Genomic DNA, 24,816 nt, shown 5'->3' with positions numbered 1-24,816 from the left:
CGCGATGACGACCGTCCCCACGCACATCAGCATCGATCCCGACATCAGCGAGGCGACGAAGCGCTTCCTCGCCCAGCCTCCTCGCCTGCTCATCGACGGAGAGCTCGTCGAAGCCCACTCCGGACGCGCCATCGACATCGTCGACCCGGGCACCGGTGCCGTCATCGCCCGGTCGGCGGCGGCGGATGCGGTGGACGCCGACCGCGCGGTGCAGGCTGCGCGTCGGGCCTTCGCACCGGATGCGCCCTGGCGGAAGATGAGCGCGCTCGATCGCGGACGGATCATCCTGCGTCTCGCCCGCATGCTCGAGGAGCGCGCCGACGAGTTCGTGGAGCTCGAGGTGCTCGACGGAGGCAAGCTCAAGGGTGCCGCCGCGAGCGTCGATCTGCCGCTTGCGATCAACCACTTCGAGTACTTCGGCGGCTGGCCGTCGAAGATCGAGGGCAACACGATCCCCGTGTCCGTGACGGATGCGATGGTGCGCACCGAGCGGGTCCCGGTCGGAGTCGTCGCGCAGATCGTGCCCTGGAACTACCCGCTGCTCATGGGTGTGTGGAAGATCGCTCCCGCGCTCGCCGCGGGCTGCACGATCGTCATGAAGCCCGCCGAGAACACCCCGCTGTCTCTGCTGCGCCTCGGGCAGCTCGCGCTCGAAGCGGGCATGCCGAAGGGCGTCCTCAACATCCTCACCGGATACGGTGCCGAGGCCGGCGAGGCGCTCGTCGACCACCCCGACGTCGACAAGGTGGCCTTCACCGGATCTACTGCTGTGGGCACGCGCATCGCGCAGCGCGCTGCCCCGATGGTGAAGCGAGTGACACTGGAGCTCGGCGGCAAGAGCCCGAACATCATCTTCGACGACAGCCCGGTCGAAGAGGCGGCGGCCGCTGCGGCCAGCGCGATCTTCTTCAACGCCGGTCAGGCCTGTGCGGCGGGCTCGCGGCTGTACGTGCAGAAGCGCTCGTACGACGACGTGGTCGGTCGGCTCGCCGACATCGCCTCGTCGATGACGGTCGGCCATGGCTTCGACCCGTCGGCGCAGATCGGGCCGGTCATCTCCACCCGTCAGCACGAGCGCGTGCTCGGCTACATCGACGGCGCTCAGGAGCAGGGGGCCACGGTCGCCGCGGGAGGATCCGCCTTCCCCGATGCCGCGATCCCCGGGGGCTTCTACATCCGTCCGACCGTGCTGACCGACGTGGACGATACCTTCACCGCCGTGCGCGAGGAGATCTTCGGCCCCGTCGTGGTGGCGCAGCCCTTCGACGACATCGATGAGATCGCACGCCGGGCGAACGACTCGCCCTACGGCCTCGCCGCGGGGATCTGGACGCGCGACATCGGCAAGGCGAATCGACTCGCAGCGCTCCTGCAGGCGGGAACCGTCTACATCAACATGTACGGCGCGACCGATGCGGCCGCCCCCTTCGGCGGATTCAAGATGTCGGGATACGGCAGGGACATGGGCCACGCCAACCTTGAGTCGTACCTGGAGACGCGCACGGTCTGGACCAACCTGGCGCACTGATGTCGCCGATCATCCCCGCTGCGTGATCGGGCCGGAGTGGCGTGCCGAGTCCGGCTCGCCACTCCGGGGCTTCCGGACGAAGGGAAGTCCGAGACCCCACGCGACGAGTGCCGCGGCGGCGAACACCGCACCCAGGATCGACGATCCGGCCCATCCCCACGCGCTGAAGGAGACGGTCGTGGTGACGGCGCCGACGGCAGATCCCAGCGAGTAGAAGATCATGTACCCGCCGATGGTCGTGGAGACTCGATCCGGATGCAGCGTGGTGAGAGTGTGCTGGTTGCTGACGTGCACGGCCTGAACGGCGAAGTCGAGCACGACGATGCCGACGATCAGCAGCATAAGTGACCACGGGAGCTGTGCGATCAGCACCCAAGAGGCGACGAGTGCGACGAGGGCCAGACCGGTCACACGATTCGCCTTACCGCCGTCAGCCCAGTGGCCCGCGCGAACGGCGCCCAGAGCACCCGTCAGGCCGGCGAGGCCGAAGAGCCCGATCTGCGTCTCGGAGAGCTCCCAGGGCGTGTCCGACAGGGGCAGCGCCATCCCGCTCCAGAGCGTTCCGAACGACGCGAAGAGGAAGAAGGCGATCACGCCCCGGCTGAGGAAGGCAGGTTCGGTGAGCAGCCGACCGATGCCACCGACGAGGACGCTGTGGTGGCGGGATGGCGGGCGCACATCGACGGGCAGCAGTCGAAGTGCTGCGGCCCCCAGCAGGAGGGAGAGCGCCGCGAGCAGGACGTAGATGCTGCGCCACCCCCAGAGATCGGCCATCATGCCGGCGATCAGCCGCGAGCCGAGGATGCCGACCACCACGCCCGACGTCACGAAGCCCAGGTTCCGTCCGCGCTCGCCGGGATCCGACACCGCTGCGGCGTAGGCCACGGTCGTCTGCACGACGACGGCGAAGATCCCCGTGAGTGTGAGGCCGGCGAACGCGACGCCCGCGGCCGGAGCGAGTGCGACCGCGAGCATCCCGACGGCCACGAGGCCGAGATGGAGGGCGATCAGCCTCCGCCTGTCGAAGCGGTCGCCGAGGGGAACGAGCAGGACGAGCCCGACGAGGTAGCCCAGCTGCCCCACCGACACCAGCCAGCCGAGCGCATCGGTCGGCAGCTGAAGGTCTCGCCCCATCTGCGCGAGCACGGGCTGCGCGGCATAGACCGTCGCGACGGCGACGGCGCAGATGGCGGCCAGCAGTGTCTTCTTCCGGAGATCCACATAAATCCTTTGGTTTCAAATTGCTACCAAAGTGACCGTAGGGCATAATGGTTGCAGATTGCAACTCTTGGAGATCTCATGAGCGATGCCCCCGATCGTCCGCAGTGGACCGATCCGACCTGTCCCGTCGCGCGCACCGTCGACCTGGTCGGCGACCGCTGGAGCATGCTGATCATCCGCGATGCCATGGACGGCGCCCGCACGTTCACCGACTTCCAGCAGCGCACGGGGATCGCGCGCAACATCCTCGCCGACAGGCTCCGCCGCCTCGCCGCGTACGGGCTCGTCGAGCAGGTCGATGCTCCCCCGGCCAAGCGGAAGCACTATGAACTGACCGCTGCCGGAGAGGAGCTCTTCCCGGTGATCCTCGCCCTGCGGGGCTGGGGAGAGCGCCATGCCTTCGCTGCCGGGGAAGCTCATTCGACTCTCGTCGATGCGGCGGGTGAGCGGGTGGTCGCATCTGCGCCCCTCGGCGCTGACGGTGCGCCGCTGACCAGTGGCAACACCCGCGTCGTGAGGTGAGTGCGTCCTGCCTTCGCGACGAAGTCGGCCCGGTAGGACCCTGGGTCCGGGCTTTAGGGCGCTGCTCTGCGGTTTCTGACAGGGTGGAACGCAGGACCTGCCCCTGGACGATGAAGCGGTGAACGATGAGTGGACCTGATTCCCCGGTGATCGGGGTCGACCACGCACCGTCGCGGTGGTCGCCATGGTGGCTGGCATCCGGAGCGCTGTTCATCGCCTCGGCCCTGCTGGCCGCGTTCCGCAGTCTTCCGGGTTCACTTGACCTGGGTGCTCTCAGCGGGGTCTCGACCGCGGTGACACTGACCTTCAGTCTCGCGCTCGTCGCCGCCGGCGTCGGAGCTGCGCGCCACGACGACACCCTCCGCCTGCCGAGGGCAGCGATCATCTCGCTCTTCCTCCTCGCCGTCTGGCTTCCCGTGGCTCCGCCGGCGCTGACCGCTTCATTCGGAATCGCCTCGGCGGCACCGCTCTACCTGAACGCTCTCGTCGAGCTGGGGCTGAGCGGTGCGATCGTCGCCGGAGTCCTCCGCAGTCCGCTGCCGAAACCCTGGAGGTTCATTCCGGCGATTGCGCTCGCCGCCGTGGTCTTCGGGTCGCTGCTCCAGGGCGCCTTCCTGTCCGGCAGTGTGACCGACCAAGGCGCGATGATCCTCGTCTCGAACGTGCTGACCTTGGCGCGCATCCTCGCCACCGGAGCGCTGGGCGCCGTGGCGCTCCGGGCCGCCAGGTCGCGGGCCGGTTCAGTGGTCGTGTTCGGGGGATGACCGAGGGTCGCATGAAGGCACCGAAGTGGTTGCGCAGCGCCGTCGGCTTGCCGGGGACGATCTCGTTCTCGGCGATGGAGCCCACGGTGGCGAACGCTCTCTCGTTCCAGCCGGAGTTGGACGCCCTCTCTTCGCAGGAGCTCCTCGATCGAGCACAGGCGTTCTCGGGAACGCGCGCCGATGCGCTCGCCCTTGCCGTCGCCGCCGCGCGTCGCACTCTCGGAGTAGATCCTTTCCGGGAGCAGGTACGGGCGGCCGCCGCGATGCTCGCCGGCTTCGCAGTGGAGATGGACACCGGAGAGGGGAAGACCCTGGCCGGCGCACTCGCGGCTGCTGCACATGTGCTGGCCGGACACTCGGTGCATGTCGTCTCCGTCAACGACTACCTGGCCCGTCGGGATGCGGAGTGGATGCGTCCGCTCTATGCCGCGCTCGGCATATGCGTGTCGGCGGTCGAGGAATCCAGCACCTCCGAAGAGCGCCGCGAAGCGTATCTCGCCGATGTCACGTACGTGAGCGTCAGCGAGGTCGGATACGACGTGCTCCGGGACCGGTTCTGCGTGCACGATGCGGAACGTGTCGCTCCGCGGATGGATGTGGCGATCGTCGACGAAGCCGACGCGGTCATGATCGATGAGGCGCTCGTGCCCCTCGTTCTCGCGGGGAGCGCACACACGACCGAGGACGATCCCGCCCAGGCGGCCGCCTTCGTCCGTGCACTCACCGAGGGCACGGACTACGTCGTCGACGGGGATGCGGCAACCGTCTCGTTCACGGATGATGCTCTCGACGCCCTCGAGTCGGAGCTCGGCGGGGTGAACCTGTACGCCGCGGAGAACATCCCCCTCCTCACCGGGCTCAATCTCGCACTGCATGCCCAGGTGCTGATGCACAGCGACGTCGACTATGTGATCGAAGACGGGGAACTGCGCCTCGTGAACACGAGTCGTGGACGCATCGCAGACGGGCAGCGCTGGCCGGACGGTTTGCACGCGGCCGTCGAGGCGAAGGAGGGTCTTCCGGCCAGCGGTTCCGGAATCATCCTGGACACGCTGACTGTGCAGGATCTGCTCATGCGGTACGACTCCCTCATCGGCATGAGCGGAACCATGCTGGCCGTGGCCGAGGAGCTGATTGAGTTCTACGAGGTGGAATGCGGCCGTGTCGAACGGCGCTTGCCTCAGGCGCGGGTGGATGAGCCCGACCTCGTCCTCGACTCCGAGGAAGAGGTGTCTGCCGCGGTGGCCGCCGAGGTGGAGCGCCGGCATGCGATCGGGCAACCGGTCCTCGTCGGCACGCAGAGCATCGCGCAGTCAGAGAACATCGCGCAGGAACTCGCGGCGCGTGGTCTGGAGCTGCGGGTGCTGAACGCGAAGAACGACGAGACCGAAGCCGACACCGTCGCTCGAGCAGGCGAGCGGAACGCCGTGACGATCTCTACGCAGATCTCCGGACGCGGCACCGACATCCTCCTCGGGGGTGCGGCTGCCGTCGACCACGACGCCGTCGCCGCGGTGGGCGGTCTCGCCGTGATTCAGGTCGGGCTCTACCCCTCGCGGCGACTGGACGCGCAGCTGCGGGGGCGCTCGGGTCGGCAGGGCGACCCCGGTGTCGCGATGCGCATCTGCAGCATCCACGATGAGCTGATCGAGACCACGGCCACGCGCACGATCCGAGACCAGATCGCTTCGCCCCGATCGGTTTCACCGAAGCGGCGAGGGCAGATCGTTGCCACGGCGCAGGACATCTCCGAGGCAGTGCGCGCCGATGCGCACCGGGCCACGTGGGGATACAACCGCGCGATCACGCGACAGCGCGATACCGTCTTGGCCGAGCGGAAGCGTCTCCTGGCCTCCGATGCTCACTTGTGGGAGCAGATGGGGAGCGTGGGCGCGGGGCTCGATCCGACCGACTCCGTCGTGACGGATGCCGTGCGCGAGATCGCCGTCCTCAGTCTCGATGACGCGTGGTGCGAGCACCTGCTGATGCTCCAGTCTGTGCGCGACGGCATCCACCTCCGCGCACTCGGCGGCCAGAATCCCCTGGATGAGTTCCATCGCCTGGCGCTGGCTGAGTTCGAAGGATTCTTCACGCACGCCTACGGCGAAGCCATTCGGCTCATCGTCCGTGCGGGAGTCGTGGACATCGACGCGGCGCTCGCCGCGGCACGACAGCGCAGGCCCTCAGCGACATGGACGTACATGGTGAGCGACAACCCTCTCGGAGACGCCGCTTCACGGGCCGCGGACGCACTCCGCTCGATGTGGTCGGATCGGCGGAGACGCCGCTGACGACGCGACGGTCCGCCTTCCGCGGGGTTCCGGCACCCCTTCCGATCCGGATCCCAGGGCGCTCCCCTCAGGCGACAGTGAGGTACCCGCTCGAGGAGTCGTCCTCGACGAGGGTGTACGACAGCACGCCGTCTCCGTGCGCTCGCGTCCGGCGCCACACTCGCTCGTGACCGCCGGTGGCGTAGTCGAGGACGATCCATTGGGGCGCCTCGGGATCACGTCGACCGACGATGTAGGAGACGCTGCCGAGCCCGGTCGAGCAGAGGTGCGCGACGAACTGATCGGCAGCCGGGCTCTTCGGCGGCGTGCGGCACAGGTCCGTCGGGCGGATGCGCAGGGTCAGGTCCGCCTGCGCCGGCCGGGCCTTCACGCGGCACCCCCGGCACGGGCGCCCAGCTCGGCGAGATCGCGGAGGCCGTGCGCGTCGAGATAGGCGCGGATCGTGTCCTGGACGATGCGGATCTGCGACTCGTTTCCCATGGCGGCCTGCATCGCGCCCATCGTGGGCGTCGGCTTGCCGTTCACGCGTTCGAGCGCCTCCCACACGATGTCTTCGCGTGAGCCGCGGCCCATCGAGTGCGGCATCGAACTGAACACCGGGTTCGGCTTCCAGCCGGTTCGGGTCTCCTCCATCAGTGGTTCCTCTCGTCTCACCGGACGCCGTCGAATGCGGGTGCACTCGGTCTCGTGCGCGGGCACGCCGAATAGCCCTGGGGCGAGGTGCCCCGGTGGACGGCGCGCGGTCCTGCGGCCAGGGGCCTTCCCGAAGACTGTCGGATGTCGACGCGGGAAGGACGATCTGGCCGTCCGGTTCCCTCCGACCGTATCACGTTATTTTGAGTCATTCAAAATAACGGAGACGATGAAATGCGAAAGGGCCCGATCCGCTGCGGATCGGGCCCGGTCATCCCCTGCGCGTCAGCGGCGAGGGGCGTCGTTCCACGACCAGATGTCATCGCCGCGGAGCACCGCGTCGGCGCCCCCGTCGCAATAGATGGTCTGGCCGGCCATGTGGGTGTTGGCCGGGCTCGTCAGCCACACCAGCAGTTCGGCGATGGACGACGCCGGCTGATGGTAGTTGAGCGGCATCGGCACCGCGGCGTCGACCTGCGCCAGACCCTCCGGGTTCCCGAGCAGCCCTGCCGTCATCGGCGTGGTGACGGTGCCGGGGGCGACGGCGTTCAGCGGAATCCCGACGCCGGCCCATGCCGGTGTCACGGATTCGCGGCGGACCCAGCGTGACAGGGCCCGCTTGCTCGACGAGTAGTTCAGGAATCCGGCCTCCGGGGTGGTCGCGAGCTGGTCGCCGATCTCGAGCGCCAGCGCCTCGTCGCCGCTCAGCGCGGCGTCGACGAGTTCGGCCGATACCGGCTGCAGCGAGGCCATCGACGAGACCACGGCGGCGCGCGGCTGGTCCGCCAGGCTCAACGTCGGCTGAAGCGCTTCCAGGAACTCGGTCACGCCGAAGTAGTTGATGGCCATCGTCTTCGAGATCGGCGCGGCGATGCCGGCACACGCGATCACCGCGTCGATCATGCCGCCGGCGGCCGTGATGGCCGCTTCCGCCGCCGCCCGGCGGCCGTCGGGGGTCGACAGGTCGCCGGAGACCTCGACGCCGGCGAGGTCCACGCCGATGACGGTGTGTCCCTGCGCGCGGAGCAGCTGAGCAGTGGCGGCGCCGATGCCGGATGCGGCGCCCGTGATGACGTAGGTGCGTGTCATGTTTCCTCCTGAGTTGATGGGACGGTGTCGGGTGGAACGGGGGAGACCGTCGCTCGAGACGCTCCCGGGAGTGCGACGACGAAACGACTGAGCCTGGTCTGGAAGTCCGCGATCTCGTGCGGAGCCCAGCCCGCGAGGGCCTCGCCCACCATCTGCTGCCCAGCGGCCACGAGTCGCGCATATGATTCGATGCCGTCATCCGTCAGCCGGACCACGACCGTGCGCCCGGAGCGGATTCGATCGAAGAGCCCCTGGGCGGACATGCGGGAGACGAGCTTCGAAGCGGTCGGGCGCGACAGAGACGCTCGTTCGGCGAGCTCGCTGAATCCGAGGGAGCCCCCGCCCGCACCGACCGTGTACAGCGCGCGGACCTCGGTGGCATCCAGAGGGGCGTCGAGTTCCGCGGCGACCGAAGCCTGCAGGTCGTTGCGACTCCATTCGGCCACCACCCGCACGAGCGAGTCGCGGATGCTCTCGATCTCTCTGTCGATCGCCATAGTTCGACAATATCAGCTCAGTTGCGTGAGGCAACTGTTGATGCCGCGCATCCGGGAGTGGCGGGCGACCTTCCCTGGTGCTCCCGAATGACGGTGTGATCAGCGTGACGATCACCACGCCCGCGAGCGAGGGAGTCGAACCGCCGACCTCTCAGGTCGCCGCGATCACGAACGTGTACCCGGTGCTGCCTCCGGATCCGACTCCGGATGGCGGCGGCGGTGACGGCGGCGCGATGCCGGCGACCGGGCTGGACGGGTCCTCCGCGTCGTTGCACGCCGCGCTCGGAGCACTCCTCCTCTTGGCGGGAGCTGTCCTGATCCGCCGGCGACGGGGCGATCTGGTCGGTCGGGAGCTCAGTCCTCAGGAATGACGATCATGCTGAGGCCGACCCGGCGCCGCCCCTCGCCCTGCTCTGTCGTGTAGGGAGCGATCAGCGTGGCCAGTCCGGCTTGCAGTTGCTCCAGCGCGGCCTCGTCCACATAGAGCGGGACGGAGCCGAAGCCGAGGAAGCCACGCGCGCCCGGAGCCTCCTGGTCGGCGAAGCGGTCGAATCGGCCGGCGAGATCGCCGAGAAACGTGAGGAATGCGGAACGGAGCTGCAGGTCGCTCATCGCCTGCAGCTCGGCCTCCGGCACGTGCGCCATACGGTCGCCGAGGGTGAGCGTGCGCTCGGTCGTGCCCCGCACTTTCCGCTCTTTCGCCACGGCGAGGACGCCGGCGTCGATGAGGGCGGCGACATGCCGGTAGAGCGTGGGCTGCGACACGTCGGGGATCGCGTCGCGGAGCTCGGCGGTCGTCAGGTCGCGTCCGCCGAGCTGCTGGACGATGCGGATGCGTACGGGGTGCAGGATGACGTCGGCGATCGAAGTCTCTGGGGTCACGGGACGCCTCCATTATTATCACTGTGATAATGTTCTCGTTCTGTAGTCAGTTTACGGGGAGGGATCAGATATGGCAGCCATCGAGGTCACGGGTGTGACCAAGCGCTACGGCACGGTCGAGGCGGTGTGCGACGCCGACTTCGCCGCCGAGAAAGGTCGCATCACGGGTCTTCTCGGTGCGAACGGCGCGGGCAAGTCGACGACACTGCGGGTGCTGCTCGGACTGGCCCGCCCCGATGCCGGGTCCGCGCTCATCGACGGCGTCCCCTACCGAGCGCTGCACGCGCCCGCGCGCACGGTGGGTGCGCTGATCGACATCGCCGGCGCGAACCCGAGGATGACCGCCCGCGCGCACCTGCGCACGTACGCCGCTCTCAGTCGGCTGCCGAAGACGCGTGTCGAGCAGGCTCTCGCCGAAGTCGGCGCTCTCGAGTACGCCGACCGACGCATCGGGACGTTCTCGACCGGGATGCGCCAGCGCCTCGGGCTGGCGACCGCCCTCCTCGGAGAGCCCGAGATCCTCGTGCTCGATGAGCCGCTCAACGGACTCGACCCCGCGGGGATCGCCTGGCTCCGCTCCTTCCTCCGCGACTTCGCCGACGCCGGGGGGACGGTTCTGCTGTCCTCGCACGTGCTGAACGAGCTCGAGCACACGGTCGACGACGTCGTGGTGCTCGACCGGGGCCGCGTCCGCTGGTCCGGGACGCTCGCCGAGACGATCTCCGGGCGCGAGTCGCTCGAGGCGGCCTTCCTGCAGATCACCAAGGAGGTGGCGGCGTGAGCGTGCTGCGCGGAGAGCTGATCCGCGTCACCTCTACCCGGTTGCTGCTGTGGACAGCGGTCACGGCCGTCATGGTCGCCGCCTTCCTCTCCGGGGTGCTCGCCATCGTCGGGCCGGAGAACGCCAACCCGCCCATGCCGGGCATCGACACCGCCGAGGGTGCGGGCCTGATCCTCGGCCTCTCCACCGTCACCCTGTTCATCCCGGCGCTGATCGGCACGGTGGCCGTGACCGGCGAGTATCGGCATCGCACCATCGGGACGACCTTCTTGGCCGTTCCGCGCCGCGGGCGGGTGCTGGGCGCGAAGCTCGTGGTGTTCGCGCTGGTCGGCCTCGTCTACGGGGTGCTGTCCTCGCTCACGACGGGGCTCGTCCTCGTGTCGGCCGCGGCTGTGCGCGGTGTCCCTCTCGCGATCGGCGTCGATGACCTGCTCCTGTCTCTCGGCAAGCTGGCGGTCGCCTCGGCGGTGTACGTGCTGCTGGGGGTGGCGATCGGTGCGCTCGCACGCAACCAGATCGTCGCCATCGGCATCGTGCTCGGGTACTTCTACTTCCTCGAGAACGTGATCATGATCGTCCCCGGAGTCAACGCCCTCTACTCGTACCTGCCCGGCGGCGCGACGGCGTCGCTCACGCGCTTCACGTTCCTGACCGATGCGATCTCCGAACAGACGCCGCTCGCCGCCGCCCCGCTGGTGTCGCCGATGCTCGGCGCGCTCATCCTGCTCGGATACACGGCCGTGGGCGCTCTGGTCGCCCTGGCGGTGCCGCTGCGGCGGGACATCGCCTGAGTATGCCCCGCCGCACGCCTCAGCTGAACAGGACGATCACGTAGACCGCGAACGTCACCAGGTGCGCGGCTCCGTGCATCGCGGTCACCCGCTTCGCCGCGAACGTCGTGACGGAGAGCAGCAGCGTGACCCCGAGCATGAGCAGGTTCGCCGGAGACTCCGCCAGGACGACCGTCTGGCCGGTGAGCATCCCGATGATGAGAACCGCGGGGATGGTGAGGCCCACCGTCGACACCAGTGCTCCGTGGCACAGATTGTTGACGCGCTGGGCCTCACCGCCGAGAGCGGCGCGCACCGCGGTGATCGACTCCGGCAGGAACACGATGCCCGCGATGACCACGCCGGCGAGAGCGACCGGAGCGCCGAGCCGGCCCAGACCGTCGTCGAGCAGCGCCGCCATGTCGTGCGACAGGAGCACGATCGGGATGACGGTGACCACCAGGAGCCCGAGGCGCACGAGGACCTCCGTGCGGTGCTCGGCCAGCACCTGCCGGATCCCGCCGGTGTCCTCCGCCTTCTCCTGACGCTCGGCGCTCTGCAGCAGCCGGGGATCGACCTCGGTGAAGTCGCTCGCCTGTGCGCCCATCTGCCGGTAGAGGAAGAACGCGTAGAGCACGAGGGTGAGCACGATGACGGGGATCTCCTGCCCCGTCGTGTACGAACCGTCCGCGCCGATCAGGGCAGGGAGTCCGAACGCGAGGGCGACCAGCACCACCAGCATCGACAGGTAGGCCGAGGTGCCGGTGCGGTTGTGGGCCATGCCGCGGTGGCGGAGCCCGCCGAGGAGGAGTGCCAGACCGATCACGAGGTTCATGATGATCATCGCGACGGCCATGACCGAGTCGCGGGCGATGGTCGCATGCTCGCCCGGTCCGAGCATGACGGCCGAGATCAGGATGACCTCGATCAGCACGATCGAGAGCGTCAGGACGAGGGATCCGTAGGGGTCGCCGAGTCGATGTGCGAGGGCCTCGGCCTGCTTCACCACGCCGAATGCGCAGACGAGGATCACGGCGATGATCCCGAGGAGAGCGATCACGAGGACAGGTCCCGGCACAGGCGGCGCCAGCACCGGGTGGAGGAGGAGGAGAGCCGCGAAAGCGCCCCATCCGAGGGCGACTCGGACGATATCCGTGACGCCGATCAACTGCTTAAGCTCCGTGCGTGACATCGCCGGACTCCTTCGAGGTGGGGCCGTCCCCGACTGATGACCGCGAGCGGGTCGTCCCGGTCGCAGCGTTGTGTCAACGCACTTTCTGACTCCACAAGCTTAGCAAAAATTTCCCGATCAGGAGGAAATTTGACTTCCGCTGGGCGCTGGCTATGGTCGGAGGTTACGCCAGCCACCGAAGGGGAAGCGAGTAACCATGTCCGGAAAGTCCATCCAGGGTCGCGACAGCAAGAAGGCGCCGCAGCTCTCGCTCAAGGAGAAGCGAGCTGCGAAGCGGGAGAAGAACGCACCAGCCGAGTTCATCAAGCCCCGCAAGGGCGCGAAGGGCTGACGGGATCCGGCCCGGCCGGCGGCGCATCGTCCCGGATGCGGGTGATGCGCCGCCGGCGTTCGGGCGTCAGCGGAAGACGCGGGTGATGCCGCTTTCGAGCTGCGTGAGCTGGATGAAGAGCACGAAGCGAAAGAGCGGCTTCATCAGCACGCGGACGATGCGACGGCCGCCGCGGCTCGGAGGGGTCAGCCATGTCAGGGTCACGCGGAGTTGCATTCCGCCGGCGGCATGTTCGAGCGCGAACGCCACCGACCGCGGATTCGAGCGCGCTGCATCGGGGTGAGTGAAGAGCCACTGGATGCTCGTCGGCTCCTCGCGCTGGGCGAGGTGCACGCGCTGGCGCCGGAACTCATCCTTGACCTGCATCGGCTTGCCGTCGGGCAGGGTCGTCGCGGTCTCCGCCTCCCACGACCCGCTCGTCTCGTCGTCCGCATCGACCGCGGCGATGCCCTGGTCCCACTCGGGGATACGGGCGGGAGCGGACAGCAGCGCCCACACATCCTCGATCGGCGCAGGCACGAAGACCGAGCGGGAACCGGAGAGGTTCTGATGGCCCGCCGGGGCAGGGGGGATGAGGCGAAGCCGCTGCACCTCGTCCAGCCGGGTTCGCAGAGTGTCGGGATCGGCATCGAGTCGTCTCAGGATCTGGTCGATGAGCCCGCTCGGCTCGTCGACCAGAGCGCGGAGCACGGCTGCCGAGTCACCGCGCCGCTCGCCGCTCGACGCGTCTTTCAGCACCGTGATCGCGCGATCCGTCCATTCATAGCCGCTGGTCTCGTGGAAGACGATGCGACCCGGACTGTCCGGATCGGTGGCGATGCCCACGAGCCCGAGTTGAGACGCGTGCTGCGCCGCGACGGCTGCGCGCGCCGCCTCCAGGCTGACGCCCATTCCGCGGAGGGTCTGGCCGCCGGTCTCGGAATCGATCGTCAGCGCGAGGAGGAGGTGATCGATGTCGGTGTCGCGGACGCCGAAGCGCGAAGCCTCTTCCATCGCCGCGAGCGAGAGGGTGTGCATCGTGGCGGCGGCGTGCGTGAGCCGGCTCATGAGTTCCTCCGAGGGACGGTGATGGTGGGGTCGATCCGCTTCGAGTGCTTCTTGTGTACAGCCTGTCTCGTGACGCCCAGGGCATCGGCGATGGCCTGCCAGCTCATTCCGGAGCGCAATCCGGCTTCGACCTGGCGTAGCTCGAGGGCATCGGCGAGGGTGCGCAGCGAGGCGACCGCCCGCAGTCCCGCGCGCGGGTCGGTCGTATCGGCCGCGACCTGTGCGACATCGAGGGATTCCATGCTGTCAACCTACGTTGCGTGACGAGCGAATGTCAACCCGGGTTGCTTAGATCGGCACGACGTGAAGTGTCCCTCGGCTGATGATCACGGGTACCGAGACTGGATCTCGAGAATCTCCTGCGGCGTGGGCGCGGTTTCGACGGAGACACGGCGCTGGAGCGTCTGGAACGGCGTCAAGCCCTCACCGGCCGCCGCGGGTTCGATCTTCTGCTTCCAGGTCGGCTCGATCACGTCGAGCATGTAGCCCAGTTGGGCACCTGTTTCGTAGGCGATGTCGCGTTCCAGGATCTCGAACTGCTCGGTTTCCTCGATGTAGTCCAGAACAGACACGAAGGTCGCGGTCCCGCCGGGCTGGGTCGTAAGGATGTTGATATCGCCATGCGTGAGGTCGGACATGCGTCGTTCGACATACTTCGCCGTGCCTTCGATCGCCTCGGTGTTGTCCTGCACGCGCAATTCCGGCCACTTCTCATAACGTGCGACGCGGATCTGCGCGAGGTCGTGGGCGGCGATCTCCATGCGGGCGGGATCTGTGACACCAGTGGCGGAATCGAGGATCGCGAACTCGGTGCGCAGCATTGCCAGCTGCTCGGCTGACGTCGGGTAGTCGAAGATGCGGTCGCCCTCCGCCCCGCGGTCGTACGTCCATTCCTGCTGCTTGCCCACGTGGAAGGCTTCATGGAGCAGGAAAGTGCCGAATTCGAGGGATGGGTCGCCGGCTCCGTCCAGGATGTCGGCCGAATACTTGAAGGTCAGCACGGGAGTCTCCCCGAGCGTCTCGATGGTGAAATTGAAAGGTGCCCAGAACGGCAATGATGCTGTCCCGAGGGTCTTGGTCACGCGCACATCGTCCGGCAAGGAGCCGTCGGGAAGCTCGACCTTCTGCATTCCCGCGGTGTCGATCACATCCGACATGTTGACGAGGTACGCATAGTGCCAGATGACTCCCCCCACCTCGTCGCGGCGGATCAGCGTCAGAGGTTGCTCGTCGAAACGGTAATCGGCCGACCAGATCGCTGCGGGGTCGGCCTGGAACTGCTCGTAGAGAGAGCTCAAAGACGTGAACATGCGCTGATCGGTGTCGTCGAGCTCTGCATAGTGCGTGCCGGGGAGCTTCTTGACGCCGAACCACACCACGGCCGCGCCGACAACCACGAGGATGACCACCGCGATGAGTGCGATCCACCCGCGCCTGAGTCTTCTGGAGGTGGGTGCGCCCACCGGCGTCGTTCCTTCGGCCATGATTCTCCCCCTGTCGGTCTTCGGGACTGCGTCCCGACAACACCGCCTAACATTATAGATGCCGAACCTGGGAGTGGAGAGTGATACGCCAGCGCCGGCACCGCTGTCAACGGGTGTGTGCTGCGGCCGGTAGCGGCGGATCGTTGTCGTTCCGAGAGAGGAGACCACGATGTCGAATCCTGATCAGCCACCTGCCCACGAGCACGCCGACATGCCAGCTGCCGCCCGCGACAGCATCGCCGCGCACCTGGCCGAACGCGGGAGCGAAGACTCCGCTCCGGCCGAGGACGTTCCAGCGGGGGGCGCCGGCGCCGACTCCGGGGCTGTGGAGGCGGTGCGTGTCGACCCCGAGTCGCGCTCGTCGGTCCCGGACGAGTCGACTGACAATGACGAACCCGGCATCGGCACCCGCCGTGCCGACGTCGACGAGGCGAACCGCGACGACGGGGACCCCGGCAGCCGCGCCTGAGCCCCTCCGCCCTCACACGGTCGACGGATGCAAGACGACCTTGATGCAGCCGTCCTCCTTCTTCTGGAACGTGCGGTAGAGGTCGGGCGCGTCCTCGAGGGGTGCGTGATGCGTCGTCAGGTCCATGACGCCGAGCGGATCAGCGGGATCCTCCACGAGCGGCAGCAGGTCGTCGACCCAGTTCTTCACGTTGCACTGCCCCATCCGCAGGGTGATCTGCTTATCGAACAGGGTCTTCATCGGCATGATGTCGGCGTCCCCTGCATACACACCGCTCAGCGACACGGTTCCGCCGCGGCGCACGACGTCGATCGAGGCGTAGACGGCGGCGAGCCGGTCGACGCCCGCCTTGTCGAACACTTGGCGAGCAGCGGGGTCGGGAAGGAGGCCGACCGCCTTCTGCAGGAACTCGACTCCCGAGTTGCCGTGCGCCTCGAGCCCCACGGCATCCACCACCGAGTCGGCACCACGCCCCTCGGTCAGGTCCCGCAGCTCCTCGACCACGGTGTCGGTCAGGTCGAACGTCTCGATGCCGTGACGCTCCGCCATCGCCCGCCGCTCCGGTACCGGGTCGACCGCGAGCACTCGATACCCGCGGTGCCGTCCGACGCGGGACACGAACTGGCCGACCGGCCCGAGGCCCATCACGGCGAGCGTCCCGCCCTCAGGCACCTGCGCGTACTCGACGCCCTGCCAGGCCGTGGGGAGGATGTCGCTGAGGAAGAGGTAGCGCTCGTCGGGAAGGTCGGACGCTACGGGGATGTGGTTGTAGTCGGCGAGCGGCACCCGCAGATACTCGGCCTGCCCGCCCGGAACCTGGCCGTAGAGCTTCGTGTATCCGAACAGCGCCGCCCCGCTGCCGTACTCGCGCACCTGCGTGGTCTCGCACTGGGACTGCAGTCCGCGCCGGCAGAGGAAGCACTCGCCGCAGGAGATGTTGAACGGGATCACCACGCGATCGCCGACCGAGAGGGTCGTGACGCCCGCACCGACCTCGACGACGACGCCCATCGGCTCATGGCCCAGGATGTCTCCGCGGTCGAGGAACGGGCCGAGCAGCTCGTACAGGTGCAGATCCGATCCGCAGATCGCCGAGGACGTGACACGGATGATGGCGTCCGTGGGCTCCTGGATGACCGGATCGGCGACCTCCTCGACGGTCACGTTGCGCTTGCCCTGCCAGGTGAGTGCCTTCATGGTGTCCTCCGATCATCGGTCCGTGTCGGCCCACGCTCGTCGAACGATGCGCCGCCGCCAACCGGGTTGACAGAAGTACCGCGCTCCGTGTCAAGCGTCTTCTGCGGTCGGCCGCGGGCGTGCAGGATGATCGCGGACGGAGGAACCATGGCGACGAACACTCGTGACCTGGCCTGCACCACGGATGACGTGTTCCGGGTGCTCGCGAACGGCTGGCTGTATCCCGGATGGGTGGTCGGTGCCTCGCGGATGCGCGACGTCGATGCCTCCTGGCCGGCGGTCGGCGCGCAGTTGCACCACTCCTTCGGCGTGTGGCCGGCGCTGCTCGACGACAGGACCGAGGTGCGGGAGTGGGAGCCGCCGCGCCGGATGGTGCTCATCGCCCGGGGCTGGCCGATGGGCGAGGCCAAAGTCACTCTGCACGCGCGCACGACGGCGTCGGGCTGTCAGGTGCGCATCGACGAGGAACCCGTGAAGGGGCCGGCGGCATTCATCCCCCGCTTCCTCACGACGCCGATGCTGCGCTGGCGCAACGCCGAGACGCTGCACCGGCTCGCCTACCTCGCCGAGGGCCGAGCGGGAGGCGACGGCAGGGCGTCGGGCGAGGTCACTCCCCCGAGTTCTTCTTGAACTGCCGCTCCCAGTCGCGCAGCTCCGAGCGGCCGATGAGCGAGTCGAGCGACACCTGGAACAGCAGGCCCTTTCGGGCATTGACCTGCTTGATGTTGTCGATGATCTGCGTCGTGACGGCCGCCAGTGCCTCGCGCACCTCGGCGACGCGCTCCTCCGGTGCATCCCACAGGTCGGGCCGCGTGAGCAGGTCGAGCAGATAGTCGCGTTCCAGCGCGGCGACGAGGCGGGCGAGCTTGTCGGAGTACTCCGCCTCGGCCAGCGCGACCTGGTCGGTCTCCGCCTTGGCGTCGAGTCGTACGAACAGCTGCTCGACGTGGGAGGCGAGCGCCTCGATGCCCGCGGCCGTCTCCGCGGCCACAGGGTTGCCCGGGAGGTTCGCATAATCGACCCGCAGCTCGCGCAGCCGGTCCACCCGCAGGCGGATGCCGGGAGGAACAGGATCCACCGCGGTCTTCGGCGTGCGACGGCGACGGGCGAGCAGTCCGATAGCCGTGCCGCCGGCTGCGAGCAGGACGGCTCCGCCGATCACGACGGGCAGCAGCCAGTCGGTTCCTCCCCCGGCTTCAACACCCGGGGAGGACGGATTCTCCTCGACGATCTGCTGCACGGTCTCGACGAGAGCGGTCTGGGTGTTGCCGCCTGCCGCCGCCTCGTTCTCGTTGGCGATCCGGAGCACGTCGTTGCTGTCGATCACGGTGGAGCCCGCCTGCAGGTCGTCGCCCACGGCGAGCACGACGGTCGTCTGCGGCACTCGCTCGCTGAGCCGGTCGAGCAGTTCCAGCGGGTAGACGGTGCCCAGGTCGGCATCCTCCGGCAGCACCACGACGGCGATCGTCCGGTCCCCCGGCACGGCGGCCGACAGGGCATCGGTCATCGCCGACTGCCCCTGCACGCCGGGGGCGACGTAGACGTCGCCGGACTGCAGGGCGGCGATCGCGTCGGTGACCCCGCTCGGGTCGGATGCCGTGGAGCTGATCATTCCCACCTCAGAAGTTGTTGATCACGGAGGCGAAGACGAGGTCGATGCGCTCGGCGTCCGACGCGTCGAACATCTGGCCGCCGGTGGCATCGGCGATCCGCTGCAGCACCGAGGTGTCGGCGGCCGAGCTGTACGCGATGGGGAAGATCCGCACCGGGGCATCGGTTCCGCCCTCCTTCGTGCTCTTGCCGATCTTCGCGATCAGCGAGTCGAGGGATGTCGTCGAGTCGGTGTCCTCGCCGTCCGACAGCACCACGATCGCGTTGATCCGTCCGGGCTCGGCGCGCTCGCTCATGGCCTCGTACGCCGTGAGCACCGCGTCGTACAGCGGTGTGCCGTTGCGCTCGGCGTAGCGGAGGTCGTCGAGGGAGGAGTCGAGCTTCTCGCCGTCGGCGCCCAGCGGGGTGACCCCACGGAGCACCTCGATGTTCTCGCCCTCGTCGGACGAGACGCCGGTGGTGAACGCCCAGACGCCGACCTCGTCGGTGGAGCGGAAATGGTCGAGCGTCGTCTGGGCGCCCTGGATCGCCCCGTCGAGCCGGGAGCGGCCGTCGCCGATCGGCTCGTCCATCGAGCCGGAGATGTCGATGAGCTCCAGCACCGATGAGGGCTTGCGAACCTGCGTCCACTGGTCGATCGCGGTGGAGATCACATCGACCTCCGGCTTCGGCAGCGTCACGGCGGGCTGTGCGGGGTCGACGCCGAAGTTCGCCGTGAACAGGTCGCCCAGGGGGACCGACTCGTCGAGCGGACGGAAGCCGTACTCGGGAAGGATCGTCTGCGCGGCCTCGGTCTGCAGGAACGCCGCGAACGCCTCACCTGCCGTGCGCTGCTCGGGCGTCACCCAGTCGGCGCCGAGAACGGTGACGGGGTTGTCCGACCACATCGACCCGCCCGCGGGGTACACCGCGACCAGCTTGGTCTTCGGCGGGACCAGGGTCTCTCCCGGCTGCACGGTGTGCGAGTCGGGGTTGCCCTTGTTGTAGTTGAGCAGCGAGGTCTCCTCGAGCGCGACCGCCGAGACGTAGGCCGAGCCGTTGGCGCCGTTCTGCGTCTCGTCGTACAGCGTCGACAGCACGTTGCCCGTGGTGTCGCCGTAGTGGATCACGCACTCCTCGAACACGCGGGAGAAGTCGGCCGCGGCATCCACATCGGCCGAGGTCAGCCCCTCCGCCTTGCCCGACGCCTCGTACGACTGCATCAGGATGGTCGACAGCCCGGTGGTCGAGGTGTTCGGGTTCGTCTTCGAGATCTTGAAGGCGCCCCAGATGTCCTTGCCCACGCTCCCCCAGCCGTCGGGGTCCTGGCACAGGCCTTCGAGGTCGGTGATGCTGATCGGCTTGTCCGGCCACCCGAGCGCCTTGGCCATCGGCTCGGGCATACCGAACACGACGGGAGTCCGCGTGAAGGATGCGGGTGTGCCGACGAGGTTCTGCGAGGCGGCCGCCGCGACGCGGTCGGTCCAGACCGTGGAGGCGGGCGACCACAGGGTGGGCCACAGTGCGCGGTCGTCGCTCGGCCAGTCCTCGCCGGATGTCAGGTAGCGGGCGGCGTTGCCGGACGAGACGTTCGTCGGCCGCACGGTGGCGCAGGTGTCGAGCGACTCGTGCTCCGGGGAGTCCTTGAACGCGGCCGCCAGCTCGTCGAGCATGTTGACCTTCTCCGACGAGGTCGCCACGGTGATGTGCGTGCAGCCGTCGTCGGGAAAGCCCTGGCTGCCGTCGGGGGCGGGCTCTTCTCCCCCACCCGTGCAGGCTGCCAGCACCAGTGCGACGATCGCCGCCGTGGCCAGGGCGGCAGGTGTGCGGCGGATGGTGGTCCTTCGTGCGGTGCGAGGCGCGCTCATGCGCCAAGGGTACCGATGTATCGGGCTCCCGATCACGCGGTTCCGGCGCGCATGAACTCCTCGGCCGCCTGCACCTGCGCCGCGCTCGGACGGATTCCGGTGTAGAGCACGAACTGCTCGAGCGCCTGCAGGGTCGCGACTTCGGCACCGGTGATCAGGGTCGTGCCGGCGGCGCGACCCGCGATGATCAGGGGTGTCTCCGCGGGCAGTGCGACGACGTCGAAGACGACGGATGCCGCAGCGATCGCCGCCTCCGAGAACGACAGGGCGTGCTCCTCCGAACCGCCGGCCATGCCGATCGGGGTGACGTTGACGAGGATGTCCGCCGTCGAATCGGACGCGTCCGCTCGCCAGTGGAATCCATACAGGTCGGACAGCGCGCGCCCGTTCGATTCGTTCCGGGCGACGATGGTGACATTCGCGAAGCCGGCGTCGCGGAAGGCGGCTGCGGTCGCCTTGGCCATGCCGCCCGAGCCCCGCAGCAACACGGAGGCAGCAGGATCCAGCTCGTTGCGCGCGATCAGCTGCGCGATCGCGGAGTAGTCGGTGTTGTACGCCGTGAGCACGCCCGCATCGTTCACGATCGTGTTGACCGAATCGATCGCGGTCGCCGAGGGGTCCATCCGGTCTACCAGCGCGATCACGTCTTCTTTGTACGGCATGGAGATCGCGCAGCCGCGGATGCCGAGTCCGCGCACGCCGGCGATGGCCTGGGCGAGGTCGATCGGAGCGAAGGCCTTGTAGATCCAGTTGAGTCCGAGCGCCTCGTAGAGGTGGTTGTGGAAGCGCGTCCCGTTGTTGCTCGGCCGCGCCGACAGCGAGATGCAGAGCGTCATGTCTTTGTTGAGCAGCGTCACCGCATCAGGCTACCTCCGCGTCGTCTCGGCGCCGGGCGAGCGGCGGCTGACCTCGCGATCTCACCAGGACGAGGTCCGTGACGAGACGGTGCGTCCTCCCCTATGGTGAAAGTGCATGCACACGGGGATTGATCGTCTTCGTCTCTCCCCAGGAGACGAACGGCCCACCCCAGGGGCAAGACGATCCGTGCATGCGATTGGGCCCCCTCGAGTGGTTCAGTCCCCAATGGACCGCTCGAGGGGGTCGCTATCGCCCTCCGCGCACTGATTTTCGGATTTGTCCCCCAAAAGGGGGACAAGCGCTCCGAAAAGGAGTTAGGCTGTTCTTGACGCACCCTCCGGTCGTCTTCGGCCCTCATCGCTCCCCCCGCGGTGAGGGCCACACCATTTTCTGGGCGTCGTGCGTTCGCGCGCCCCGGGAATCCGCCGGATGACGGCCGTGTGCCGCTCGTGCAACATTTGGATTACCTTCTTGCAGCGGCTATTCCGCTCGGGGGCTCCTCCACTAGCGTTAGCGATGTCGGGGCACCCCTGCGTCGGCTTCTTCATCAGCAGAACAGGCAGTACATGAGCACCCAGGGCACGGTCAAGTGGTTCAACTCGGAGAAGGGCTTCGGCTTCATCTCCCCCGACGACGGAGGCGCTGACGTCTTCGCGCACTACTCCGCCATCCAGTCATCCGGCTACCGGTCTCTCGAAGAGAACCAGCGAGTCGAGTTCGATGTGGCACAGGGTCCGAAGGGCCTGCAGGCAGAGAACATCCGCCCCGTCTGAGACGGGCCGGGAACACGTACTCCCCGACCGGAGCGCCATGATGGCGTCATCCGGCGGGGAGTTCTGTGCTTCTGATGGGTCGCTCCGATGTGCCGGCACGGCAACCGCCGGATGCGCGCGGGTCGCCGGTGCCGGCGTCAGTCGATCAGGAGAGCGCGCAGCTCGGCCACGCTCGTCACACGGAACTCGGCCTCGTCGCCCTCGTGTGCGTCGCTGAATCCCCACCCGACGAAGATCACGGGGACGCCGTTGGCCTTGCCGCCATCGACATCGTGGTGCCGGTCGCCGATGAGCACCGGTCGTGACGTGTCGGCACCGAGCTCGCGGAGCCGGCGCAGCGCCTCGGCGACGATGTCGGTCTTCGAGGCGAGCGTCGCCTCATCGGGTGTGGCGCCGACGGTCGTCAGGAACGACGGGCGGAGGCCGAAGTGGTCGACGAGTGCGTCGACCTGGTGCTCCGGCTTCGAGCTGGCCGTCGCCTGCGGGATGCCCGCCGCCGCAAGTTCGTGGATGAGGTCCGTGACGCCGGGGTACGTGGCCACATCGGTGGTGTAGCCGTCGGCCTTGCCGAGCGTGCGATAGAACGTGACCGCCTCGCGGGACTCCTCGGGGGTCATGCCCGCCTGGTCCTGGAACGACTGGAACATGGGTGGCCCGATCCAGTGCACCAGTTCCTCACGCGTCGGCGCCGGCCGTCCGAAATGGGTGAGGGCGACGTTCAGTCGGCGGAGGATGCCGACGGACGCATCGATGATCGTGCCGTCGACGTCCCACAGCACGCAGGAATAGGGGGAGTGGGGCATGCCTCCAGCCTATGGGCCCGGCGGCGAGGGCCATTCCTCCTGCACAGCTGTGCTCCGAAAAAGCTTGTTCACACCTTATGTGAGAGCGCAATGTCCTCATATAAGGTCGTGACAAGAGCGGAGTTGCAGGTCAGAATGGGGGAATGTACGTGTCGGTGGAAGTCATCACGATGCTGGCGACAGCAGCGGCGACTCTGGTCGCGATCGTCAGCGGGTTCGGCTGGATGATCACTCGGATGGACGCGCGCTTCGAAGCGCAGGATGTGAAGCTCGAACTGCGGTTCGATCGCATCGACCGCCGCTTCGAACGGGTCGATGAACGGTTCGAGCGGATCGATGAACGGTTCGACCGGGTCGATCAGCGGCTCCGTCTTGTCGAGCTCGAGATGACCGAGGTGAAGATCGCGGTCGCTCGGCTCGAGGGACCGACGCCGCGCCTGATGGCGGCTCGCTGATCCGTGCGGGGGTCAGACGGCAGAGGCTCAGAACAGGCGGGGGATGCCCGACTCGATGCCCTTCATGTCGTCGTAGTCGAGCACCAGGCAGCGGATGCCGCGATCCTCGGCGAGCACACGGGCCTGGGGCTTGATCTCCTGTGCCGCGAAGACGCCCTGCACGGGGGAGAGGTGCGGGTCGCGGCCGAGAAGCTCGAGGTAGCGGGTCAGCTGCTCGACGCCGTCGATGTCGCCGCGGCGCTTGATCTCCACCGCGATCGCGGCGCCGTCGGCATCGCGCACCAGCAGGTCGACCGGGCCGATGGCCGTCGGATACTCGCGGCGCACGAGGGTCGCGCCCTCGGAGATGCGCTCCACCTGCTCGGCGAGCAGCCGCTGCAGGTCGGCCTCGACGCCGTCCTTCTGGAGTCCCGGATCGAGGCCCAGCTCGTGGGAGGTGTCGTGGATGATCTCGTAGATCTGCACCCGCAGCGCATCGCCCGTCTTCTTGTGGGTGACGCGCCAGACCTCGACGACGCCGGCGCTCGCCTCCTCCTCGCCCGGTTCCTCGCTCGACAGCGAGCACGGCGGGCTCATCCAGTTCAGCGGCTTGTAGCTGCCGCCGTCGGAGTGCACGAGCAGACTCCCGTCTCCCTTGTGCACGAGCAGACGCGTGGCGAGCGGGAGATGGGCATTGAGCCGACCGGTGTAGTCGACCGAGCAGCGGGCGATGACGAGACGCACCCGTCGAGCCTACTTCGTCGAAGTCCTTCTGGTCGCCGCGTCGGGCTGCGTGGCGATCAGTTGCCGAGAAAGCCGCCGAGTGCGTCGAAGAGTCCGAGTTCGGTGGCCGCGGAGCGGGCGATGAGGAACCCGATGATGCCGATGATCCAGGCGGTGTTCTCCGCGCCGGTGCGCTCCATCCACGCCGCGAAGCGCTCCAGCGGGCGCTGAACGAGGGGAGCGGCGACGATGCGCAGGACGAGCAGGACGATCGCCGGCAGGATCATCAGGGCGCAGTAGCCCGCGAGTGAGAGCACGCGCAGCGGGGTGTCGACGGCGGCATCCGCGAGCATCGTCATCGCGACGATGTACGGGAGCATCGTGGCGACTTCCACCACCCCGGCGGCGATCGCGACGGCCATCACGGCGGTGCCGCGGGTGCGCGGATCGAGCAGGCGCACACGCCAGCGTGTTATGCGGCCGGGACGGACGGTCGCTGTTCCGGCCTGGTCTGCGGCCGGGGAGGGCGGAGGTGGTGTCAGCGTCGCCGGAGCAGGGGCATCGCGCACGGGCATCCCCGTCCACGGGGAGACCTGCGCCGGCGCGACGGCCGGACTCGCGGGGACAGCGGAGGCACCTTCCGGTTGCTTATCACCCGTCGGCATCACGAACGCGGTGATCAGGAGCGCGGCTCCGACGAGGAGGCGGACGACCAGGCCGGTCGGTGACGCGAGGAAGCCCGACGCGACATCGACGAGGTTCACCAGCCCCCACAGGAAGAGGAGGCCGACGGCGAGGTAGAAGGCCGCGATCGTCACGAGGTAGAGGAGGATGCGTCCTGCGCGCACCCGCCCGGGGTGCAGCAGGAGGAAGACCGGGATGAGGAGTGTGCCGACGCTGAGCCCGTCGATCAGCGCCAGCAGCGCGAGGGAGAGGGGGAGCGGGAGCCCGCCGAAGAGTTCCATGGCTCCACTGTCGCCGGGGCGGGGGCGGCGGCGGATCGGGCGAAAGTACCGTTCGTCGTGCGCTCCTCATCCCTTCGACGGATGCGACCCCAGCCGTGCCGTGG

At 68.2% G+C, this 24,816-nt stretch carries 29 protein-coding genes; 12 read left to right on the top strand and 17 right to left on the bottom strand.

What is annotated here, in order from left to right:
• Positions 1-4 precede the first annotated feature (4 nt).
• The gene (locus CQ034_RS13650; RefSeq protein ID WP_105711459.1) at positions 5-1,528 is read left to right on the top strand and encodes an aldehyde dehydrogenase family protein; all 1,524 of its coding nucleotides are present in this window, start codon (positions 5-7) and stop codon (positions 1,526-1,528) included.
• A 9-nt stretch (positions 1,529-1,537) separates the two neighbouring features.
• Here CQ034_RS13650 and CQ034_RS13645 read toward each other — a convergent pair whose 3' ends face one another.
• Positions 1,538-2,749, bottom strand: coding sequence for an MFS transporter (locus CQ034_RS13645; protein ID WP_105711458.1), 1,212 nt, complete (start codon positions 2,747-2,749; stop codon positions 1,538-1,540).
• Positions 2,750-2,827: 78 nt separating this feature from the next.
• Between CQ034_RS13645 and CQ034_RS13640 the strand changes: the two genes are divergently transcribed.
• From CQ034_RS13640 to secA2, 3 genes are all read left to right on the top strand, one after another.
• A complete protein-coding gene (locus CQ034_RS13640; protein WP_105711457.1) occupies positions 2,828-3,271 on the top strand; it encodes a helix-turn-helix domain-containing protein in 444 nt (147 codons plus the stop codon).
• Between the two features lie 125 nt (positions 3,272-3,396).
• Entirely contained in the window at positions 3,397-4,035 is a 639-nt protein-coding gene (locus CQ034_RS13635) for a hypothetical protein (RefSeq protein ID WP_146114848.1), read from the top strand.
• A gap of 11 nt (positions 4,036-4,046) precedes the next feature.
• Positions 4,047-6,326 carry an accessory Sec system translocase SecA2 gene (gene secA2 / locus CQ034_RS13630; protein ID WP_181156321.1) on the top strand — a complete coding sequence of 760 codons (2,280 nt, stop codon included), beginning with the start codon at positions 4,047-4,049 and terminating at the stop codon, positions 6,324-6,326.
• A gap of 67 nt (positions 6,327-6,393) precedes the next feature.
• Here secA2 and CQ034_RS13625 read toward each other — a convergent pair whose 3' ends face one another.
• From CQ034_RS13625 to CQ034_RS13610, 4 genes are all read right to left on the bottom strand, one after another.
• On the bottom strand, positions 6,394-6,696 hold the full coding sequence (locus CQ034_RS13625; protein WP_105711454.1) for a hypothetical protein: 303 nt from the start codon (positions 6,694-6,696) through the stop codon (positions 6,394-6,396).
• Positions 6,693-6,959, bottom strand: a complete 267-nt coding sequence (locus CQ034_RS13620) for a hypothetical protein (protein WP_029264156.1) — start codon at positions 6,957-6,959, stop codon at positions 6,693-6,695. The genes CQ034_RS13625 and CQ034_RS13620 overlap by 4 nt, the downstream gene beginning before the upstream one ends.
• 285 nt (positions 6,960-7,244) lie before the next feature.
• Positions 7,245-8,048: an SDR family oxidoreductase gene (locus CQ034_RS13615; protein ID WP_105711453.1), complete on the bottom strand. Its 804-nt coding sequence runs from the start codon at positions 8,046-8,048 to the stop codon at positions 7,245-7,247.
• On the bottom strand, positions 8,045-8,545 hold the full coding sequence (locus CQ034_RS13610) for a MarR family winged helix-turn-helix transcriptional regulator (protein ID WP_105711452.1): 501 nt from the start codon (positions 8,543-8,545) through the stop codon (positions 8,045-8,047). Before CQ034_RS13610 ends, CQ034_RS13615 begins: the two co-directional genes overlap by 4 nt.
• A 104-nt stretch (positions 8,546-8,649) precedes the next feature.
• On the opposite strand from CQ034_RS13610, the gene CQ034_RS13605 reads away from it, so the two are divergent.
• The gene (locus CQ034_RS13605) at positions 8,650-8,916 is read left to right on the top strand and encodes a hypothetical protein (protein ID WP_146114847.1); all 267 of its coding nucleotides are present in this window, start codon (positions 8,650-8,652) and stop codon (positions 8,914-8,916) included.
• Here the strand turns inward: CQ034_RS13605 and CQ034_RS13600 are convergent.
• Entirely contained in the window at positions 8,900-9,427 is a 528-nt protein-coding gene (locus CQ034_RS13600; RefSeq protein WP_029264152.1) for a helix-turn-helix domain-containing protein, read from the bottom strand. The two genes, CQ034_RS13605 and CQ034_RS13600, sit on opposite strands and share 17 nt — an antisense overlap.
• Positions 9,428-9,497: 70 nt before the next feature.
• Between CQ034_RS13600 and CQ034_RS13595 the strand changes: the two genes are divergently transcribed.
• Positions 9,498-10,208 carry an ABC transporter ATP-binding protein gene (locus tag CQ034_RS13595; protein ID WP_105711450.1) on the top strand — a complete coding sequence of 237 codons (711 nt, stop codon included), beginning with the start codon at positions 9,498-9,500 and terminating at the stop codon, positions 10,206-10,208.
• Positions 10,205-10,999: an ABC transporter permease gene (locus tag CQ034_RS13590; protein WP_105711449.1), complete on the top strand. Its 795-nt coding sequence runs from the start codon at positions 10,205-10,207 to the stop codon at positions 10,997-10,999. The genes CQ034_RS13595 and CQ034_RS13590 overlap by 4 nt, the downstream gene beginning before the upstream one ends.
• A 19-nt stretch (positions 11,000-11,018) precedes the next feature.
• Here the strand turns inward: CQ034_RS13590 and CQ034_RS13585 are convergent, their stop codons facing one another.
• On the bottom strand, positions 11,019-12,170 hold the full coding sequence (locus tag CQ034_RS13585; protein WP_105711448.1) for a calcium:proton antiporter: 1,152 nt from the start codon (positions 12,168-12,170) through the stop codon (positions 11,019-11,021).
• A 196-nt stretch (positions 12,171-12,366) separates the two neighbouring features.
• On the opposite strand from CQ034_RS13585, the gene CQ034_RS19790 reads away from it, so the two are divergent.
• On the top strand, positions 12,367-12,501 hold the full coding sequence (locus tag CQ034_RS19790; RefSeq protein ID WP_017829963.1) for a hypothetical protein: 135 nt from the start codon (positions 12,367-12,369) through the stop codon (positions 12,499-12,501).
• 66 nt (positions 12,502-12,567) lie between these two features.
• Here the strand turns inward: CQ034_RS19790 and CQ034_RS13580 are convergent, their stop codons facing one another.
• The 3 genes from CQ034_RS13580 to CQ034_RS13570 form a co-directional block, all read right to left on the bottom strand.
• Positions 12,568-13,548, bottom strand: coding sequence for an SRPBCC family protein (locus CQ034_RS13580; RefSeq protein ID WP_105711447.1), 981 nt, complete (start codon positions 13,546-13,548; stop codon positions 12,568-12,570).
• The gene (locus CQ034_RS13575) at positions 13,545-13,790 is read right to left on the bottom strand and encodes a hypothetical protein (protein WP_105711446.1); all 246 of its coding nucleotides are present in this window, start codon (positions 13,788-13,790) and stop codon (positions 13,545-13,547) included. The genes CQ034_RS13580 and CQ034_RS13575 overlap by 4 nt, the downstream gene beginning before the upstream one ends.
• An 84-nt stretch (positions 13,791-13,874) precedes the next feature.
• Positions 13,875-15,200: a hypothetical protein gene (locus CQ034_RS13570; RefSeq protein ID WP_146114846.1), complete on the bottom strand. Its 1,326-nt coding sequence runs from the start codon at positions 15,198-15,200 to the stop codon at positions 13,875-13,877.
• Between the two features lies 1 nt (position 15,201).
• On the opposite strand from CQ034_RS13570, the gene CQ034_RS13565 reads away from it, so the two are divergent.
• The gene (locus CQ034_RS13565) at positions 15,202-15,501 is read left to right on the top strand and encodes a hypothetical protein (RefSeq protein ID WP_105711444.1); all 300 of its coding nucleotides are present in this window, start codon (positions 15,202-15,204) and stop codon (positions 15,499-15,501) included.
• A gap of 12 nt (positions 15,502-15,513) precedes the next feature.
• On the opposite strand, the gene CQ034_RS13560 is transcribed toward CQ034_RS13565, so the two are convergent.
• A complete protein-coding gene (locus tag CQ034_RS13560; protein ID WP_105711443.1) occupies positions 15,514-16,698 on the bottom strand; it encodes an alcohol dehydrogenase catalytic domain-containing protein in 1,185 nt (394 codons plus the stop codon).
• Between the two features lie 147 nt (positions 16,699-16,845).
• Here CQ034_RS13560 and CQ034_RS13555 point away from each other — a divergent pair, with 147 nt between their 5' ends.
• Positions 16,846-17,328 (top strand): SRPBCC family protein, encoded by a 483-nt coding sequence (locus CQ034_RS13555; protein WP_105711442.1) that lies wholly within the window; start codon positions 16,846-16,848, stop codon positions 17,326-17,328.
• Here the strand turns inward: CQ034_RS13555 and CQ034_RS13550 are convergent.
• From CQ034_RS13550 to CQ034_RS13540, 3 genes are read right to left on the bottom strand one after another with little or no spacing between them, the layout of a single operon-like run.
• Positions 17,306-18,310: a hypothetical protein gene (locus tag CQ034_RS13550; RefSeq protein ID WP_105711441.1), complete on the bottom strand. Its 1,005-nt coding sequence runs from the start codon at positions 18,308-18,310 to the stop codon at positions 17,306-17,308. The two genes, CQ034_RS13555 and CQ034_RS13550, sit on opposite strands and share 23 nt — an antisense overlap.
• Positions 18,311-18,317: 7 nt before the next feature.
• Positions 18,318-20,156, bottom strand: a complete 1,839-nt coding sequence (locus CQ034_RS13545) for a substrate-binding and VWA domain-containing protein (protein ID WP_105711440.1) — start codon at positions 20,154-20,156, stop codon at positions 18,318-18,320.
• A gap of 32 nt (positions 20,157-20,188) precedes the next feature.
• Positions 20,189-21,013, bottom strand: a complete 825-nt coding sequence (locus tag CQ034_RS13540; RefSeq protein WP_258134216.1) for a shikimate 5-dehydrogenase — start codon at positions 21,011-21,013, stop codon at positions 20,189-20,191.
• 567 nt (positions 21,014-21,580) lie between these two features.
• Here CQ034_RS13540 and CQ034_RS13535 point away from each other — a divergent pair.
• Positions 21,581-21,787: a cold-shock protein gene (locus tag CQ034_RS13535; RefSeq protein ID WP_017203899.1), complete on the top strand. Its 207-nt coding sequence runs from the start codon at positions 21,581-21,583 to the stop codon at positions 21,785-21,787.
• A gap of 137 nt (positions 21,788-21,924) precedes the next feature.
• On the opposite strand, the gene CQ034_RS13530 is transcribed toward CQ034_RS13535, so the two are convergent.
• Complete coding sequence (locus CQ034_RS13530; RefSeq protein ID WP_105711439.1) at positions 21,925-22,590, bottom strand: HAD hydrolase-like protein; 666 nt, start codon at positions 22,588-22,590, stop codon at positions 21,925-21,927.
• Between the two features lie 143 nt (positions 22,591-22,733).
• On the opposite strand from CQ034_RS13530, the gene CQ034_RS13525 reads away from it, so the two are divergent.
• A complete protein-coding gene (locus tag CQ034_RS13525) occupies positions 22,734-23,045 on the top strand; it encodes a hypothetical protein (RefSeq protein WP_029264138.1) in 312 nt (103 codons plus the stop codon).
• A gap of 27 nt (positions 23,046-23,072) precedes the next feature.
• Here the strand turns inward: CQ034_RS13525 and nucS are convergent, their stop codons facing one another.
• Entirely contained in the window at positions 23,073-23,768 is a 696-nt protein-coding gene (gene nucS / locus CQ034_RS13520) for an endonuclease NucS (protein WP_029264137.1), read from the bottom strand.
• A 56-nt stretch (positions 23,769-23,824) separates the two neighbouring features.
• Positions 23,825-24,712, bottom strand: coding sequence for a GAP family protein (locus CQ034_RS13515; protein ID WP_105711438.1), 888 nt, complete (start codon positions 24,710-24,712; stop codon positions 23,825-23,827).
• Positions 24,713-24,816 lie beyond the last annotated feature (104 nt).

Origin of the sequence: Microbacterium sp. MYb45 (assembly GCF_002979655.1) — a bacterium.
Taxonomy (GTDB): domain Bacteria; phylum Actinomycetota; class Actinomycetes; order Actinomycetales; family Microbacteriaceae; genus Microbacterium.
The sequence above is the reverse complement of the archived record's forward strand: the minus strand, read 5'-3'. Positions and strand labels throughout refer to the sequence as shown.

Bases quoted from the DNA above. Each gene is read 5' to 3' on its own strand.
- CQ034_RS13585 (WP_105711448.1), bottom strand. From the start codon at position 12,170: ATGTCACGCACGGAGCTTAAGCAGTTGATCGGCGTCACGGATATCGTC.
- CQ034_RS13595 (WP_105711450.1), top strand. From the start codon at position 9,498: ATGGCAGCCATCGAGGTCACGGGTGTGACCAAGCGCTACGGCACGGTC.
- CQ034_RS13555 (WP_105711442.1), top strand. From the start codon at position 16,846: ATGGCGACGAACACTCGTGACCTGGCCTGCACCACGGATGACGTGTTC.
- CQ034_RS13550 (WP_105711441.1), bottom strand. From the start codon at position 18,310: ATGATCAGCTCCACGGCATCCGACCCGAGCGGGGTCACCGACGCGATC.
- CQ034_RS13530 (WP_105711439.1), bottom strand. From the start codon at position 22,590: ATGCCCCACTCCCCCTATTCCTGCGTGCTGTGGGACGTCGACGGCACG.
- CQ034_RS13515 (WP_105711438.1), bottom strand. From the start codon at position 24,712: ATGGAACTCTTCGGCGGGCTCCCGCTCCCCCTCTCCCTCGCGCTGCTG.
- CQ034_RS13565 (WP_105711444.1), top strand. From the start codon at position 15,202: ATGTCGAATCCTGATCAGCCACCTGCCCACGAGCACGCCGACATGCCA.
- CQ034_RS13580 (WP_105711447.1), bottom strand. From the start codon at position 13,548: ATGAGCCGGCTCACGCACGCCGCCGCCACGATGCACACCCTCTCGCTC.
- CQ034_RS13615 (WP_105711453.1), bottom strand. From the start codon at position 8,048: ATGACACGCACCTACGTCATCACGGGCGCCGCATCCGGCATCGGCGCC.
- CQ034_RS13535 (WP_017203899.1), top strand. From the start codon at position 21,581: ATGAGCACCCAGGGCACGGTCAAGTGGTTCAACTCGGAGAAGGGCTTC.
- CQ034_RS13640 (WP_105711457.1), top strand. From the start codon at position 2,828: ATGAGCGATGCCCCCGATCGTCCGCAGTGGACCGATCCGACCTGTCCC.
- CQ034_RS13650 (WP_105711459.1), top strand. From the start codon at position 5: ATGACGACCGTCCCCACGCACATCAGCATCGATCCCGACATCAGCGAG.
- secA2 (WP_181156321.1), top strand. From the start codon at position 4,047: ATGAAGGCACCGAAGTGGTTGCGCAGCGCCGTCGGCTTGCCGGGGACG.
- CQ034_RS13635 (WP_146114848.1), top strand. From the start codon at position 3,397: ATGAGTGGACCTGATTCCCCGGTGATCGGGGTCGACCACGCACCGTCG.
- CQ034_RS13545 (WP_105711440.1), bottom strand. From the start codon at position 20,156: ATGAGCGCGCCTCGCACCGCACGAAGGACCACCATCCGCCGCACACCT.
- CQ034_RS13620 (WP_029264156.1), bottom strand. From the start codon at position 6,959: ATGGAGGAGACCCGAACCGGCTGGAAGCCGAACCCGGTGTTCAGTTCG.
- CQ034_RS13525 (WP_029264138.1), top strand. From the start codon at position 22,734: ATGTACGTGTCGGTGGAAGTCATCACGATGCTGGCGACAGCAGCGGCG.
- CQ034_RS19790 (WP_017829963.1), top strand. From the start codon at position 12,367: ATGTCCGGAAAGTCCATCCAGGGTCGCGACAGCAAGAAGGCGCCGCAG.
- CQ034_RS13610 (WP_105711452.1), bottom strand. From the start codon at position 8,545: ATGGCGATCGACAGAGAGATCGAGAGCATCCGCGACTCGCTCGTGCGG.
- CQ034_RS13575 (WP_105711446.1), bottom strand. From the start codon at position 13,790: ATGGAATCCCTCGATGTCGCACAGGTCGCGGCCGATACGACCGACCCG.
- CQ034_RS13560 (WP_105711443.1), bottom strand. From the start codon at position 16,698: ATGAAGGCACTCACCTGGCAGGGCAAGCGCAACGTGACCGTCGAGGAG.